Below are 13,464 nucleotides of genomic sequence, written 5' to 3' on the forward strand. Positions count from 1 at the left end.
TCCCGCGCGAACCCCCATTTGTGACACTACGACTCGCGAAACCGGATCCGCCACCTCGCGGGGGACGCACGACGGTGCGGTTCCGCCGTCCGCGACCTCGGGAAGGCCGGGGTCGCAAACGGCGGAACGTCCCTTCCTACGGCCCGTTCCCGGGACTCCGCTCCGTCACGTCTGAGGGGACCGGTGGGCGGACGCGGAGACCAGCGCGCGATGCGTCAGCACCCGGGCGAGGTGCTTCCGGTAGTCGGGCTGAGCGTGCAGGTCGGCCGGCGGATCGGTGCCCTCGGCGGCCTGCTCCGCCGCCTGGCGCAGCGAGCCATTCCGCCCCGCCTCGACGCCCCGGGCCGCCGCCTCGACGCCCGCCGCCCGCACCGGGGTGGGACCCATGTTGGTCAGGCCGACACGCACCTCCTCGACGGTCCCGTTCGTCTGCCTGACGGCGGCCGCGACCCCCACGGTGGCCCAGGCCTGCGCCGTACGGTGGAACTTCTCGTAGTGGAAGCCCCATCCGGGGCCGAGCTTGGGCACGCGCACCCCGGTGAGGATCTCCCCGGGCTGAAGGGCCGACTCGAGGTAGTCGAGGAAGAAGTCGGCCGCCGGGATCGTCCTGTCGCCCGTGGATGAACGGACCACGAAGACCATGTCGAGGGCGAGGGCGACGGCGGGCAGGTCGCCCGCCGGGTCGGCGTGCGCGAGCGAACCGCCGAACGTGCCGCGATGCCGTACGGCCGGGTCGGCGACCGTCGCGGTCGCCAGGGCGACGAGCGGGCAGTGCTCCCTGACGATCGGCGAGCGGACGACCTCGTCGTGGGTGGTGGTCGCGCCGATGTGGACGTGGTCGCCCCGATCGGCGACGCCTCGCAACTCGGCGACGCGGCCCACGTCGACCATGGCCGTGGGATAGGCCAGCCGCAGCCGAAGAAGGGGCAGCAGCGACTGGCCTCCGGCCAGGACCTTGGCCTCTTCGCCCGCCCCCGCGAACACCTCGAGTGCCTCGTCGAGGGTCGACGGCCGGAAGTAGTCGAACGATGCGGGAATCATGCGGACTCCCCCTCTACGGACCGCAGGGTTCGCCAGACCCGTTCAGGCGTGCACGGCATCCGCACGTCGTGCACGCCGTGTGGGCGCAGCGCGTCGACGATCGCGTTGACCACCGCGGGGGTCGAGGCGATCGTGCCCGCCTCGCCGACGCCCTTGACGCCGAGCGGGTTCGTGGTCGCGGGGGTCTCGGTGCGGTCGGTGGTGAAGGACGGCAGGTCGGCGGCGGACGGCAGCAGATAGTCGGCCATCGTCGTGGTGAGCAGGTTGCCGTCGGAGTCGTAGACCGCCTCCTCGAACAGCGCCTGCGCGATGCCCTGGGCGATGCCGCCGTGGACCTGCCCCTCGACGATGAGGGGGTTGACCACGTTGCCGACGTCGTCGACGGCCACGTACGACCGGATCGCCGTCGCGCCCGTCTCGGTGTCGACCTCGACGGCGCACAGGTGCGTCCCGTGGGGGAAGGAGAAGCTCTCCGGGTCGAAGGTGGCGCTCGCGTCGAGCCGCGGCTCGAAGCCGTCCGGCAGGTTGTGCGCCGCGAACGTCGCGAGCGCGATCTCCTGGATGGTCTGCGACGTCCCGGTTCCGCGGACCCGGAACCGGCCCTCGGAGAACTCGACGTCGTCGGGCGAGGCCTCCATCAGGTGCGCGGCGACCTGCCGGGCCTTCTCCTTCACCTTGTCGCAGGCGTGGACGACGGCGATCCCGCCCACGGCCAGCGAGCGCGAGCCGTAGGTGTCCATGCCCTTGTGCGACGACGCCGTGTCTCCATGGAGGACCGCCACGTCCTCGAACGGCACGCCCAGCGAGTCGGCGACGATCTGGCTCCACGCGGTCTCGTGGCCCTGGCCGTGCGGACTGGTGCCGGTGACGACCTCGACCTTGCCGGTCGGGAGGACCCGGACGTCCGCGTGCTCCCAGCCGCCCGCGGCGTAGGAGAGGCTGCCCAGGACGCGGCTGGGCGCCAGGCCGCACATCTCGGTGTAGGTGGAGATGCCGATGCCGAGCTGGACGGGGTCCTCACGTTCGCGCCGGTCCGACTGCTCGGCGCGCAGCTTGTCGTAGCCGAACAGGGCGAGCGCCCGGTCGGTGGCCGCCTCGTAGTTGCCGGAGTCGTAGGTCAGGCCGCAGATGGTGGTGTACGGGAACTCGTGGTGCCGGATCCAGTTCCGCCGCCTGATCTCCATCGGATCGACGCCGATCTCGGCCGCCAGTTCGTCCATGACGCGCTCGATCGCGAAGGTGGCCTCGGGCCGCCCCGCGCCGCGGTAGGCGTCGGTCGGCATCTTGGTGGTGAAGACGCCGGTGCACGTGAAGTCGTAGGCGTCCATCTTGTAGATGCCGTTGTACATGAACGCGCCGAGGATCGGGACGCCCGGCGTGACCAGCATCAGGTACGCGCCCATGTCGGCGAGCAGCTTCACCTGCACGCCCCTGACCCGGCCGTCGGCGTCGGCGGCGACGCGGATGTGCTGGATCTGGTCGCGTCCGTGGTGGACGGTCAGGTTCCCCTCGGACCTGGCCTCCGTCCACTTGACCGGCTTGCCGAGGCGGCGCGTGATCAGCAGGCAGAGCACCTCCTCCGCGGTGACCTGCAGCTTGGAGCCGAAACCGCCGCCCACGTCGGGGGCGATCACCCGCAGTTTGTGCTCGGGGATCCCGGTGGTGAGGGCGAGCATCACCCGCAGGACGTGGGGGATCTGCGTCGAGGTGTGCAGGGTGAAGGAGTCGCCGTCGGTCTGCGCCACGACCGCGCGCGGCTCCATCGCCGAGGGGATGAGCCGCTGCTGGACATAGGTCCTGTCGATGACGACCGGCGCTTCACGGAAGGCCGCTTCGATGTCCCCTCCGGCGAACTTCCAGGTGAAGGACTCGTTGCCGGTCTCATGGACCTTCGGGCTGCCCTCCGCCAGCGCCTCGTTCATGTCGAGGACCGGCTCCAGCGGCTCGTAGTCGATCTCGATGGCCTCCAGGGCGTCCGCCGCCTTGTAGCGATCGGTGGCGATCACACAGGCCACCGCCTCGCCGACGTACCGGACCTCGCTGACGGCCATCGGCGGGTGGTCGGGGATGACGGTGTCCGGGGTGACCGGCCACGCGCACGGCAGGCTGCCCTGCTCGCCGGCGAAGTCCTGGCCGCTGAAGACGGCGACGACTCCGGGCCGGGTGCGGGCCGGCGAGGTGTCGACCCGGGTGATGCGGGCGTGCGCCATCGGGCTGCGCAGGAACGCCACGTGGAGCAGGCCGGGTAACTGGATGTTGTCCGTCCACTGGGTGCGGCCCGTGACCAGGCGTGCGTCCTCCTTGCGCCTGCGCGCCTTGCCGACCTCGCCGCCGGGGGCGCCGAGCGCGCCGTTCTCCTTCACCTGCTGGGTGACCGTGCCCGCCTCGAGTTGCTCGGTCATGGCGTGGTCACCCGCATCTCCTGCGCGGCCCGCCGTACGGCGCGGACGATGTTGCAGTAGCCGGTGCACCGGCACAGGTTCCCCTCCAGGCCCTGGCGCACGGCCTCCTCCGACGGGTCGGGATCGTCCTTCAGCAGGTCGATGGAGGCCAGGACCATGCCGGGGGTGCAGTAGCCGCACTGGAGGGCGTGCTCCTCGTGGAAGGCCTTCTGCACGGGATGCCAGACCCCGTCGCTCGAAACGCCCTCGATGGTGGTGATGTCGCACCCGTCCACCTGGACGGCGAGTACGGAGCAACTCTTCACGCTCCTGCCGTCCAGGAGCACTGTGCAGGCGCCGCAGTTGGTGGTGTCGCAACCGATCGGGGTCCCCGTCTTCCCCAACCGATCTCGCAGGTAGTGGACGAGGAGCAACCTCGGCTCCACTTCGTCCTCGTAGGCGATTCCGTCGACCTCGACGGAGATTCGGGCCATAACAGCCTCCCGAACAGAGCAGTGAGACCGGATACGAGTGAACGTACGCTCCCGTTCTGTTCGGTCAACCCCCCGGAATCGCGAGGGCCGGAATCCGTCAGGCCGCCGGCTGCGGGAAACGCCGGGGCCGTCACCGCAGGAAACGCCGGACCGTCACCGGCTGACCCTCACCGCCGGATCGTCACCGCCGGATCGTCTTACCGGCGGATCGCCTTGGCGATGATCGCGACGAAGGCCGCGAAGCCGAGGCCCCCGACGACCACGGGGGTCATGACGACGGCGTCGGCCGCCGGCGCGGCCATGTAGGTGATGCCGACGCCGATGAAGAGCAGACCGCACAGCAGGGCCATCCAGTCGGTCCTGTGCACCCGCCGCGGGCGCGCCGGCAGCTCCGTGCCGGGAGAGGCCGGCTTCGCGTCAGGCCGCACGGCGCACCTCCACGTCCCCGATGCCCGCCTTGACGTGCAACTCGATCGTCGGCGCGTCGGCGGTGCCCGTGACCTCGGGTTCGAGGACCCGGTCGAACTGCACGTCGGCGCCGTCCTCCACCTTGTGGTCGATCTTTACCTCGCCCAGCCGGGTGTATCCGTACACCTCGACCCTGGCGGTCGCGGGGACGATCACAGTGATCTGCCCGACCGCCACCGACGCGTTGAACCTGACCCGGGCGCCCGGAGTGAGGGGGACGTCGCTCAGGTCGAGCCTTCCCTCACCCATCCCGAGCGCGTAGTCCTCGGTCGTCTGGGTGACCGTCACCGGGTGCCAGACGAAGCTGCCGACCTTCTTCGGAATTCCGTTCACCGTCGACCCCGCGACCAGGACGAGTGACACGAACATGCCGGCGACGACGAGCCCCGCGCCCCGGCCGAACCACGTCGCGACGAGCAGGCCCGCCCCGATCGTGACGAGAACCGCCCCGCCGACCATCGGCAGGCTGACCGAGCCGGTGCCCGACTGCTGAACCGCAGCCATGACTCCTCCAACAATGAGAGCCAGGCAGAGGGTGAGTCCGCCGATGAAAGATCTGGGACGCTTCGGCTTGACCGGTCGCGGTGGCGGCGGCACTGCCGTAGGTGGTTCCTCGGGCCGGTACGGCTCCCGCACCGAGTAGGGACCATGGGGTGCGAAGGGCTCACCGGTGGCGTAGCCGTACGTGCCGGCGCGTGCCTCCCTGGCGAGATCGGACAGACGCCGGTATCCGCCCGTCGGGCCCGTGGGGGGGACCGCGGTCGGCGGCTGCGGCGCGGGTCCGGCCGGGTTCGTGGTCTCGGCGGGGGCGCCGGCCTCCCCCTCGACGCCGGCGCCCGCCGTGTCCCGCTCGGGAGCGGTGTCCTGGCTGGACGCGGTGTCCTGCCCGGAGGCCGTGCCGCCCGGTGCTCCGGCGGGAGCGGCGGTGAACGGCGCGGAGGGAGATGAGGGAGTCCAGCCGGCGTACTGCGCCCCCGAGGAGGGGGAGCCGAACGGGTTCTCGACGGGATTGCGGGTCATGCCACGCCGCCCGATCGCCCGGTCCGGCACGGACTTGGCCATCGTCAGCAGGTCGACGCCGCGGGAGTGGGCGGCGAGCAGCACGATCGCCAGCAGCGTGCCCACCACGATCGTGCCCCGGTTGATCCCGCCCGACGCCACGTTGATGATCAGTCCGAACGCGAAGACGGCCGCCATCAGGGCCAGCACGGTCTCGGCGTCGAACAGGCGGTGCGTCCAGCGCTCCAGGTAGCCGGGCCCCCCGCCGGGCTCCCGCATGAGCAGGAACGCGGCCACGTACAACATGGCCCCGATGCCCGAGGCGAGCAGGAGGACGGCGAAACCCACCCGGAACAGGACCGGGTCCATCCCCGTGTACCTGCCGAGCCCCGCGCAGACGCCGGTGACCATGCGGCCGGAGCCGCTCCGGCACAGCGGGCGCTCCGGCTCGGGGCCCGTGGTGGGTTCGTCGGTGGTGGGTGGTGCCTCGGTCATACGTCCATCCTGGCGTTCGGCGCTATCGGCGCACTATCGGGGGAACCCCTGACTCGTCCCGGAGCCGGGGACTCCGGTGACGGATGGGCCCGAGGGTCCGGGGGCTTGGCGAGAGCCGTACAAGGAGGTATCAAAGAGATCAGATCGGCGATCCTGGGGTGATGTCCGTCGAGTGGCGCACAGAGGATCGCCAGACAGGAGGAGCGCGATCGTGATCCAGTGAGCCGCAAGTGGGTCGGGCCCATGTTGAGCGCGGCGGCCGGCCTCGGGTCGGCCATCCTGGCCTCCGGCCAGCCGACGCCCGTCCCGATCCTCGCGACCGCTGTCGGAGTGGCGGCCGTGTCGGTGATCCTCTTGGGGGTCGTCGCCTGTGCCGCGACGTTCTCCCAGACCCACGGCGACCGGGCGCTGAAGGTGCTCGCGCTGCTGATCGGGCGGGACGAGCCCGAGCCTCCGGACGGAGGTGAGGCCCGCTCCGGCTCCTGATCGTCGCCGGGCCGCCGGTCGGATTCACGGGGGTCCCGGTGGCCCCATGCGGCTTCATGGGCATCGCGCGAACTCACGAACCCTGCTCCGGCTCACGGGTGCGCGAGCGGCTCAGGGCTGCGCGAGTGGTTCACGGGCGCGCGAGCGGCTCACACCGCCGCCTGCGCCTCGTCAGGCGCGACCGGCTCATGAGCGAGCGGACCCGCGCACGCTTTCCCGGCGCTCGCCGCCACGCTTGCCGGTCGCCCCATATGGTCGGAGGTGAGGGAACTGAAGGAGGGACCCCGAAGCACAGGACGTCGTCTCGGGGACGGGCCAGGGGCATGCCTGATGCGCGCCGTGCCGCGGCGTGTGACGATGCTTGCCAAGATGTCCGCCGTCACCGGAATGCGTCGCCGAAATGTCAGTCATGTCAGAAGTCGGGATCAGAGTGCGGGAAACCGAGGTGTCCAACGCTCCTGAGGCGTACCCGAGACTCGTCAGGCCCGTGAAGGGCCGCGTGGTCGCGGGCGTCGCCCAGGGCGCCGCCGCCCAGTTGCGACTCGACCCGGTCGTGCTGAGGCTGGCCTTCGTGCTGCTCACCGTCGTCGACGGGCTCGGGTTCGTGGCCTACGCCGCGTTGTGGATGTTCACCCCGAAGGAGCAGATCAAGGGCCGTGAGCCCGGACGAGACTGGGGCCAGCTCGCGGCGTACGGCGTGCTCTGGCTGGCGCTCGCCGCCTTCGGCTGGATGACGGGCGCCTCGAGTGGGGGATTCGGGACCTGGCCGATCGCCGTCGGCGGCATCGGCGCGCTGATCCTGTGGCAACAGGCCGATCCCGGCCGGCGGCAGCGGTGGATGACCGGCGCGGTCAAGCAGGTCAGCACGACCTGGGTGCGGACGATCATCGGTGCCCTGCTCGTGGCCGTGGGGGCCATCGGGTTCCTCGCCGCCAGCGGTGAGCTCGCCAAGGCGCGGACCGGCCTGGTCTTCACCGCCGTCGTCGTCGGCGGCATCCTCATGATCGCGGCGCCGTACCTGGCCTCCCTGGTCAAGGAACTCCAGCGGGAGCGCACCGAACGCATCAGGCAGGAGGAGCGCGCGGAGGTGGCCGCACACGTCCACGACTCCGTGTTGCACACACTGACTCTGATCCAGCGCAACGCGAGCGACGCGCGCGAGGTGACCCGCCTCGCCCGTTCGCAGGAACGCGAGCTGCGCAACTGGCTCTACCAGCCCAAACAGGACGCCGACGCCACCCTCGCAGCCGCCGTGCGGAGGGTCGCCGCCGAGGAGGAGGACGCCCACGGCGTGCCGATCGAGGTGGTCTGCGTGGGCGACTGCGAGCTGACCGACGGTCTGGTGGCCTTGCTCCACGCCGCCAGGCAGGCGATGGTGAACGCGGCGAAATACTCCGAGTCGCCGGTGATATCCGTCTACGCGGAGGTCGAGGCCGACGAGGTGACGGTGTTCGTCCGCGACCGCGGGAAGGGATTCGTGCTCGACGACGTCCCGGAGGACCGGATGGGCATCCGCCAGTCGATCATCGGCAGGATGGAACGCCATGGAGGCGGCGCCCGGGTCAGGACCGAGCCCGGAGACGGTACGGAGGTCATGCTGACCATGAAGAGGAACACTTGATGAAGACCGTGCGTGTCCTGATCGTCGACGACCACCGGCTGTTCCGGTCGGGTGTCCGCGCCGAGCTCGGGCCGTCGATCCAGGTGATCGGCGAGGCCGACGACGTGGATTCGGCCGTCGCCGCCATCGCCGACCTGCAGCCCGACGTCGTCCTGCTGGACGTGCACATGCCGGGCGGCGGCGGCCAGGAGGTGCTCAAGCGGGTGCTCGGCCCGGGCTCGCAGGTCCGGTTCCTCGCCCTGTCGGTGTCCGACGCGGCCGAGGACGTGATCGGCGTGATCCGCGGCGGCGCCCGGGGCTACGTCACCAAGACCATCAGCGGCGCGGAGCTCACCGACGCGATCAACCGGGTGTCCGACGGCGACGCGGTGTTCTCGCCCCGGCTCGCGGGGTTCGTCCTGGACGCGTTCGCCTCCACCGAGGCCCCGCCGATCGACCCGGAGCTGGACTCGCTCACCCAGCGCGAGCGCGAGGTGCTGCGGCTCATCGCCAGAGGCTACGCGTACAAGGAGATCGCCAAGGAGCTGTTCATCTCGGTCAAGACGGTGGAGACGCACGTGTCGAGCGTGCTCAGGAAGCTCCAGCTGTCCAACCGGCACGAGCTCTCCCGCTGGGCGACCGCCCGCCGCCTCGTGTAGTTCCGGGGGAACGGTCGGATGGTTCGGAGGGAACGGTCGGATCTGAACCTCGAAACGGTCGCACTCGCGTCAAATGCGGGGAAGGTACCTCCTATGTGATCGGGGGTCCAGGCGCCGCTCGGAGGTTCAGATGGGCCGTGACGTTCCCGCCATCGCGTTCACCAGGGAAGACCGCCGCCGCTACCGCGACAAGGTCAGGCGGTCGCTCGACGTCCTCGCGCAGATGTTGCGCGAGTCGCGCTTCGAGCTCGACCGCCCGCTGGCCGGGCTCGAGATCGAGCTCAACCTGGTCGACGCGCGCGGTGAGCCGGCCATGAAGAACGCGGAGGTCCTGGAGGTCATCGCGGAGCCCGACTGGGCGACCGAGCTGGGCCAGTTCAACGTCGAGATCAACATCGAGCCTCAGGAGCTCGGCGGCGACGGATTCCTCAGGCTCGAGGAGTCCGTACGGCGCCGCCTCAACCATGCCGAGGAGCGGGCACGACAGGTGGGCGGGCACCTCATGCTCGTGGGGATCCTGCCCACGCTGAAGGAGACGGACGTCAGCGAGGCGACCCTGTCCGCCAACCCGCGGTACAAGCTGCTCAACGAGCAGATCTTCGCCGCGCGCGGAGAGGACCTGCATTTCGAGATCGAGGGGACCGAGCGCCTCGACACCTACGCCGACAGCATCACGCCTGAGGCCGCGTGCACGAGCGTCCAGCTGCATCTGCAGGTGAGCCCTTCGGCGTTCGCCGACCACTGGAACGCGGCGCAGGCCATCGCGGGAGCCCAGATCGCGGTCGCGGCCAACTCGCCGTACCTCTTCGGACGGGAGCTCTGGCGGGAGACCCGCATCAGCCTGTTCGAGCAGGCGACCGACACCCGGCCGGACGAGCTGAAGGCGCAGGGCGTGCGGCCGAGGGTCTGGTTCGGCGAGCGGTGGATCACCTCGGTCTTCGACCTCTTCGAGGAGAACGTCCTCTACTTCCCGGCTCTGCTCCCGATCTGCGAGGAGGAGGACCCGCGGGAGGTGCTCGACCAGGGAGGCACGCCCGAGCTGCACGAGCTCACCCTGCACAACGGCACCGTCTACCGGTGGAACCGGCCCGTGTACGCCGTCGTCGACGGCGTCCCGCATCTGCGGGTGGAGAACCGGGTGCTCCCCGCGGGGCCCTCCGTGGTCGACATCGTCGCCAACGCCGCCTTCTACTACGGGCTCATGCGCGTGTTGCCGATGGAGGAGCGGCCGGTGTGGACGCGCATGTCCTTCGCCGCCGCGGAGGAGAACCTGCGCAACGCGGCACGCCACGGCCTCGACGCACGCCTGTACTGGCCGGGGCTCGGGGAGGTGCCCGCCGCCGAGCTCGTTCTGCGCCGGCTGCTGCCGTTGGCCCACCAGGGTCTCGACCTGTGGGGGGTCGATCCCGTCCAGCGCGAGCGACTGCTCGGGATCATCGAACGGCGATGCCTCACGGGCCGCACGGGGGCGGCCTGGCAGGTGGACGCCGTCCGCGACCTCGGCGGCGGGTACGAGGCCCTGCGCCGGATGACCCTGAGGTACCTGGACCGCATGCACGAGAACAAGCCGGTCCACCTCTGGGATCTTTGACCGGGATGGGTCACTATGACGGAGTGATCCTGCGACGTCTCCTCGTACTCGTCCTCGCGGGGACACTGGCCGCGGCCTGTGGCGGTGACGCGAGGGATCCCACCGGTGCCTCCCCGCGCGGCTCGGCCGCCGGATGCGACGCGAGGGGCGAGGACTTCGCCGGAGACGTCGAGCTGGCCAGGTGTCTCACCGAGCGGTTCTGGGCGCGGCGTTTCCAGGCGAGCGGGAGCACGTACGCGCCCATCAGCGATTTCGTCGCCTACAACGGCGAGGACGGCCCCGACTGCGGCCGGGAGCCTTCGGTGCCGAACAACGCGTTCTACTGCCCGAGCGGGCATTTCATCGCCTACGACGCCGCGTGGCTGGAGGGGATGTACGACCGGATGGGAGACGGGGCCGTCTACCTCGTCATCCCGCACGAGTTCGGGCACGCCGTGCAGGCGCAGCTCGTCAACGACTTCCGCTTCAGCGTGCAGCGTGAGTTACAGGCGGACTGCTACGCCGGGGCCACCCTCAGCGGGCTGATCCAGGAACAGGCCCTCCAGGCCGACGAGGGGGACGGCGCGGAGCTTCTGGCCAACCTCGAGGCGGCCGGCGATCCCACCGACGCGTGGTGGGCGCCGGACGCCCACGGCACGGCGGCACAGCGCCAGGCGTCCTTCGCCAAGGGATTCGGCCAGGGCGTCGGGGCCTGCTGACGCTCGTGGCGTGGCCGCCGGTGGCAGCATGGCGGCAAGGGCGCTCGCCGGTGAGAGGACATCTGTGAAGGGCATCGACCCGCTCGTGACCTCACTCGGCGTGCTCGCCGGGGCGAACGTGCTGAACAACCGCGTCGCCGAGCGCTGGGCGCCGGTGACGTCGGCCGTCGCCACAGCGGCCCTCCTCGGCGTCGCGCGGCGTGAGGGGCTGACGTGGCCTGCGCTGGGCTTCGAACGTGCGGAGCGCGGAGCGCGGATCGGCGGTCTCCTCGCGGCGGGGGTGGCCGCGGTCTACGCGGCAGGGATCGCGCTGCCTCGGACCCGGCCGCTGTTCCACGACGAGCGTGCGCTCGCCCTGTCCCGGGGCCGTCTGCTGGAGGAGATCCTCGTCCAGGTGCCCGTCGGGACCGTGCTGCTGGAGGAGGTCGCCTTCCGCGGCGTCCTGCCCGCCCTCCTGGCGCGCAGATGCTCCTCGCGTACGGCTCTCGCCGGATCGGCCGCCCTGTTCGGGCTGTGGCACGTGCTGCCGTCCATGGACATGGCCCGTGCCAACCCCGCGCTGGGAGGCATGGCCTCGGATCCCACAGTTCTCACGGCGGGGCCTGCGGGATCCGCAGGTCTCACGGCGGGACGTCGCCCGGCCACGGCGCGCGTGGTGGCGGGGACGGTCGTGTCCACCGCCGCGGCCGGCGTGCTCTTCCACGAGTTGCGGCGCCGGGGCGGCCTGCTCGCGCCGTCGCTGTTCCACCTCGCCACGAACTCCTTCGGCTACGTGGCGGCGCGCGTCGCCGCCCGGGTGGCGTCGCGCTGAGGCTTGCGGCGTGTCTCACCTGGAGAAGCGGCCACGGGCCGCCAGTTCGATCGTCACCATGACGGCCACGGACTCCGCGGCGAGCAGGGCGACGAGCACGGCGACCTGGACGACTCCCGCGTGGACGGGATCGGAGCCGGCGATCATCATGCCGACGAACGCGCCGGGAAGCGTGACCAGGCCCACGGTCCTCGTCTGGTCCAGCGCGGGGATGAGCGCCTGGGCGGCGGAGGTTCTGCAGATCTCCATCGCCGCGTCCCGCTGGGAGAAGCCCAGTGACAGCGCCGCCTCCACTTCGCCGCGCCGCTGTTCGAGGGCGTCCAGCGCCCGGCGCCCGGCCAGGGAGGTGGCGGTCAGGCACCCGCCCAGGAGGATGCCGGTGACCGGGATGAGGACCATTCCCGTCACCGGCATCACGCGGGCTCCCAGCATCAGGACCAGGACGGGGACCACTCCCGCGGCGATGGGCAGAGCGGCCCACCAGGCGGTGCGGCCACGGGCGATCCGCCGTCCCGCGGTGAAGGCCGCCACGCCGTACATCAGCAGCAGGAACCCCGTCGCGGCGGGCAGGTGGCTGATCGCCCAGACGATGATCAAGGAGACCGCGGAGAGCTGCACGGCGGCCCGCAGGGAGGCGGTCAGGATCGCCGTCGAGTGCCCCAGCCGCCCGACCGCGGCGACGCCCGCGCCCGCGAGGGCGAGCAGGACCACCACCACGCCGAGTTGCGGGGTGACGGGAAGCAGCGTGTTCACGTGACCGATCCTGCCCCGCCGTGCCCACCCGACCCGCACCGGTGCGGCCACGGCGGTGGAAGGCGGGCAGCCGGGCGGCGGAATCAGATGGGCGGCCGGCGGTCTGGAGGCCGGGCTCGAGGTGGCGATGGTGCCGGGCTGGAGGTCGGGCTCGAGGCGGTGACGGTGCCGGGCTCGAGGTGGTGACCCGCGGCTTGGACGTGTGGCTTCAGGCGGTGACCCCGGGCTCGGATGTGTGGCTCAGGCGGTGATCACGGCCTGGAACGCCTCCGCGAACCTGCCTTCGGGAAGGCCGGCCGCAGCGGCGTTCGTCGCGAGCCAGCCCCGTACGAATTCGTCGAGGTTGTCCATGTGGGCGGTCTGGCTCTCGTGAGCCCTCAGAGCCTCGATCTTGCGGTCCACGGTGGCGGTGACGTCGACGTAGCGGTCGGGCGTCATCGTGCCCATCAGCCACACCTCGCGGACGATCCAGGCCTCCAGCCCCTCGTCCGCGAGCAGTTCGGGGAAGGCGTAGGGGTTGCGGGCGTCCGGGTAGACCGCGTCGAGTGTGGCGCCGCCGACGGCCCGGTGGTCCGGATGGCTCGGGCCGATGCGGGCGTAGTTGCGCTCGGGAGTGGACGTCAGCACGATATCCGGCCGGACCTGCCTGATCACCCGTGCGATGTCGCGCCGGAGGTCCAGGGACTGCTCGACCATGCCGTCCCGGTAACCGAGGAAACGGATGTCCTCGACGCCGACGCACCTGGCAGCGGCCATCTGCTCGGCCCGCCGGGCGACCGCCATCTCGCCGTTGTCGAGCTTCCTGTCGAAGCCGCCCGCGTCGCCATCGGTGACCAGGCAATACACCACCTCGGCCCCCGCATCGACGAGTTTCGCGACCGTTCCCGCGCCGCCGAAGTCGATGTCGTCGGGGTGAGCGGTCACCACGAGAACGTTCTTGATCTCAGCGTCGTCGAGCATTTCGTACGGCCTCCTCGTTTCTGGCACC

General features: G+C 71.0%; 13 protein-coding genes. 6 read left to right on the forward strand and 7 right to left on the reverse strand.

Annotated features, from left to right (window positions below):
* Positions 1-165: 165 nt before the first annotated feature.
* From Pmi06nite_RS14625 to Pmi06nite_RS14645, 5 genes are all read right to left on the reverse strand, one after another.
* On the reverse strand, positions 166-1,041 hold the full coding sequence (locus Pmi06nite_RS14625; protein ID WP_203953506.1) for an FAD binding domain-containing protein: 876 nt from the start codon (positions 1,039-1,041) through the stop codon (positions 166-168).
* Entirely contained in the window at positions 1,038-3,443 is a 2,406-nt protein-coding gene (locus tag Pmi06nite_RS14630) for a xanthine dehydrogenase family protein molybdopterin-binding subunit (protein ID WP_203953507.1), read from the reverse strand. Before Pmi06nite_RS14630 ends, Pmi06nite_RS14625 begins: the two co-directional genes overlap by 4 nt.
* Positions 3,440-3,916: a (2Fe-2S)-binding protein gene (locus Pmi06nite_RS14635; RefSeq protein WP_203953508.1), complete on the reverse strand. Its 477-nt coding sequence runs from the start codon at positions 3,914-3,916 to the stop codon at positions 3,440-3,442. Before Pmi06nite_RS14635 ends, Pmi06nite_RS14630 begins: the two co-directional genes overlap by 4 nt.
* A gap of 197 nt (positions 3,917-4,113) precedes the next feature.
* Positions 4,114-4,344, reverse strand: a complete 231-nt coding sequence (locus Pmi06nite_RS14640; RefSeq protein WP_203953601.1) for a hypothetical protein — start codon at positions 4,342-4,344, stop codon at positions 4,114-4,116.
* On the reverse strand, positions 4,334-5,878 hold the full coding sequence (locus Pmi06nite_RS14645) for a PspC domain-containing protein (RefSeq protein WP_203953509.1): 1,545 nt from the start codon (positions 5,876-5,878) through the stop codon (positions 4,334-4,336). The genes Pmi06nite_RS14640 and Pmi06nite_RS14645 overlap by 11 nt, the downstream gene beginning before the upstream one ends.
* Before the next feature lie 219 nt (positions 5,879-6,097).
* On the opposite strand from Pmi06nite_RS14645, the gene Pmi06nite_RS14650 reads away from it, so the two are divergent.
* The 6 genes from Pmi06nite_RS14650 (at position 6,098) to Pmi06nite_RS14675 (ending at position 11,723) form a co-directional block, all read left to right on the forward strand.
* Entirely contained in the window at positions 6,098-6,364 is a 267-nt protein-coding gene (locus Pmi06nite_RS14650) for a hypothetical protein (RefSeq protein ID WP_203953510.1), read from the forward strand.
* A 409-nt stretch (positions 6,365-6,773) separates the two neighbouring features.
* Complete coding sequence (locus Pmi06nite_RS14655) at positions 6,774-7,985, forward strand: ATP-binding protein (protein ID WP_203953511.1); 1,212 nt, start codon at positions 6,774-6,776, stop codon at positions 7,983-7,985.
* Positions 7,985-8,623, forward strand: coding sequence for a response regulator (locus Pmi06nite_RS14660; protein WP_203953512.1), 639 nt, complete (start codon positions 7,985-7,987; stop codon positions 8,621-8,623). The genes Pmi06nite_RS14655 and Pmi06nite_RS14660 overlap by 1 nt, the downstream gene beginning before the upstream one ends.
* Before the next feature lie 130 nt (positions 8,624-8,753).
* Positions 8,754-10,214, forward strand: a complete 1,461-nt coding sequence (locus Pmi06nite_RS14665; protein WP_203953513.1) for a glutamate-cysteine ligase family protein — start codon at positions 8,754-8,756, stop codon at positions 10,212-10,214.
* A 5-nt stretch (positions 10,215-10,219) separates the two neighbouring features.
* Positions 10,220-10,912 (forward strand): neutral zinc metallopeptidase, encoded by a 693-nt coding sequence (locus tag Pmi06nite_RS14670; protein ID WP_203953514.1) that lies wholly within the window; start codon positions 10,220-10,222, stop codon positions 10,910-10,912.
* Between the two features lie 64 nt (positions 10,913-10,976).
* Positions 10,977-11,723 carry a CPBP family intramembrane glutamic endopeptidase gene (locus tag Pmi06nite_RS14675; protein ID WP_239113903.1) on the forward strand — a complete coding sequence of 249 codons (747 nt, stop codon included), beginning with the start codon at positions 10,977-10,979 and terminating at the stop codon, positions 11,721-11,723.
* Between the two features lie 15 nt (positions 11,724-11,738).
* Here the strand turns inward: Pmi06nite_RS14675 and Pmi06nite_RS14680 are convergent, their stop codons facing one another.
* Positions 11,739-12,476, reverse strand: a complete 738-nt coding sequence (locus Pmi06nite_RS14680; protein ID WP_239113904.1) for an ABC transporter permease — start codon at positions 12,474-12,476, stop codon at positions 11,739-11,741.
* A gap of 240 nt (positions 12,477-12,716) precedes the next feature.
* Positions 12,717-13,436 carry a PIG-L deacetylase family protein gene (locus Pmi06nite_RS14685; protein ID WP_203953515.1) on the reverse strand — a complete coding sequence of 240 codons (720 nt, stop codon included), beginning with the start codon at positions 13,434-13,436 and terminating at the stop codon, positions 12,717-12,719.
* Between the last annotated feature and the right edge of the window lie 28 nt (positions 13,437-13,464).

The sequence above is a fragment of the Planotetraspora mira genome (assembly GCF_016863275.1).
GTDB classification, from domain to species: domain Bacteria; phylum Actinomycetota; class Actinomycetes; order Streptosporangiales; family Streptosporangiaceae; genus Planotetraspora; species Planotetraspora mira.

Bases quoted from the DNA above. Each gene is read 5' to 3' on its own strand.
- Pmi06nite_RS14685 (WP_203953515.1), bottom strand. From the start codon at position 13,436: ATGCTCGACGACGCTGAGATCAAGAACGTTCTCGTGGTGACCGCTCAC.
- Pmi06nite_RS14635 (WP_203953508.1), bottom strand. From the start codon at position 3,916: ATGGCCCGAATCTCCGTCGAGGTCGACGGAATCGCCTACGAGGACGAA.
- Pmi06nite_RS14670 (WP_203953514.1), top strand. From the start codon at position 10,220: ATGGGTCACTATGACGGAGTGATCCTGCGACGTCTCCTCGTACTCGTC.
- Pmi06nite_RS14630 (WP_203953507.1), bottom strand. From the start codon at position 3,443: ATGACCGAGCAACTCGAGGCGGGCACGGTCACCCAGCAGGTGAAGGAG.
- Pmi06nite_RS14655 (WP_203953511.1), top strand. From the start codon at position 6,774: ATGTCAGAAGTCGGGATCAGAGTGCGGGAAACCGAGGTGTCCAACGCT.
- Pmi06nite_RS14645 (WP_203953509.1), bottom strand. From the start codon at position 5,878: ATGACCGAGGCACCACCCACCACCGACGAACCCACCACGGGCCCCGAG.
- Pmi06nite_RS14625 (WP_203953506.1), bottom strand. From the start codon at position 1,041: ATGATTCCCGCATCGTTCGACTACTTCCGGCCGTCGACCCTCGACGAG.
- Pmi06nite_RS14665 (WP_203953513.1), top strand. From the start codon at position 8,754: ATGGGCCGTGACGTTCCCGCCATCGCGTTCACCAGGGAAGACCGCCGC.
- Pmi06nite_RS14660 (WP_203953512.1), top strand. From the start codon at position 7,985: ATGAAGACCGTGCGTGTCCTGATCGTCGACGACCACCGGCTGTTCCGG.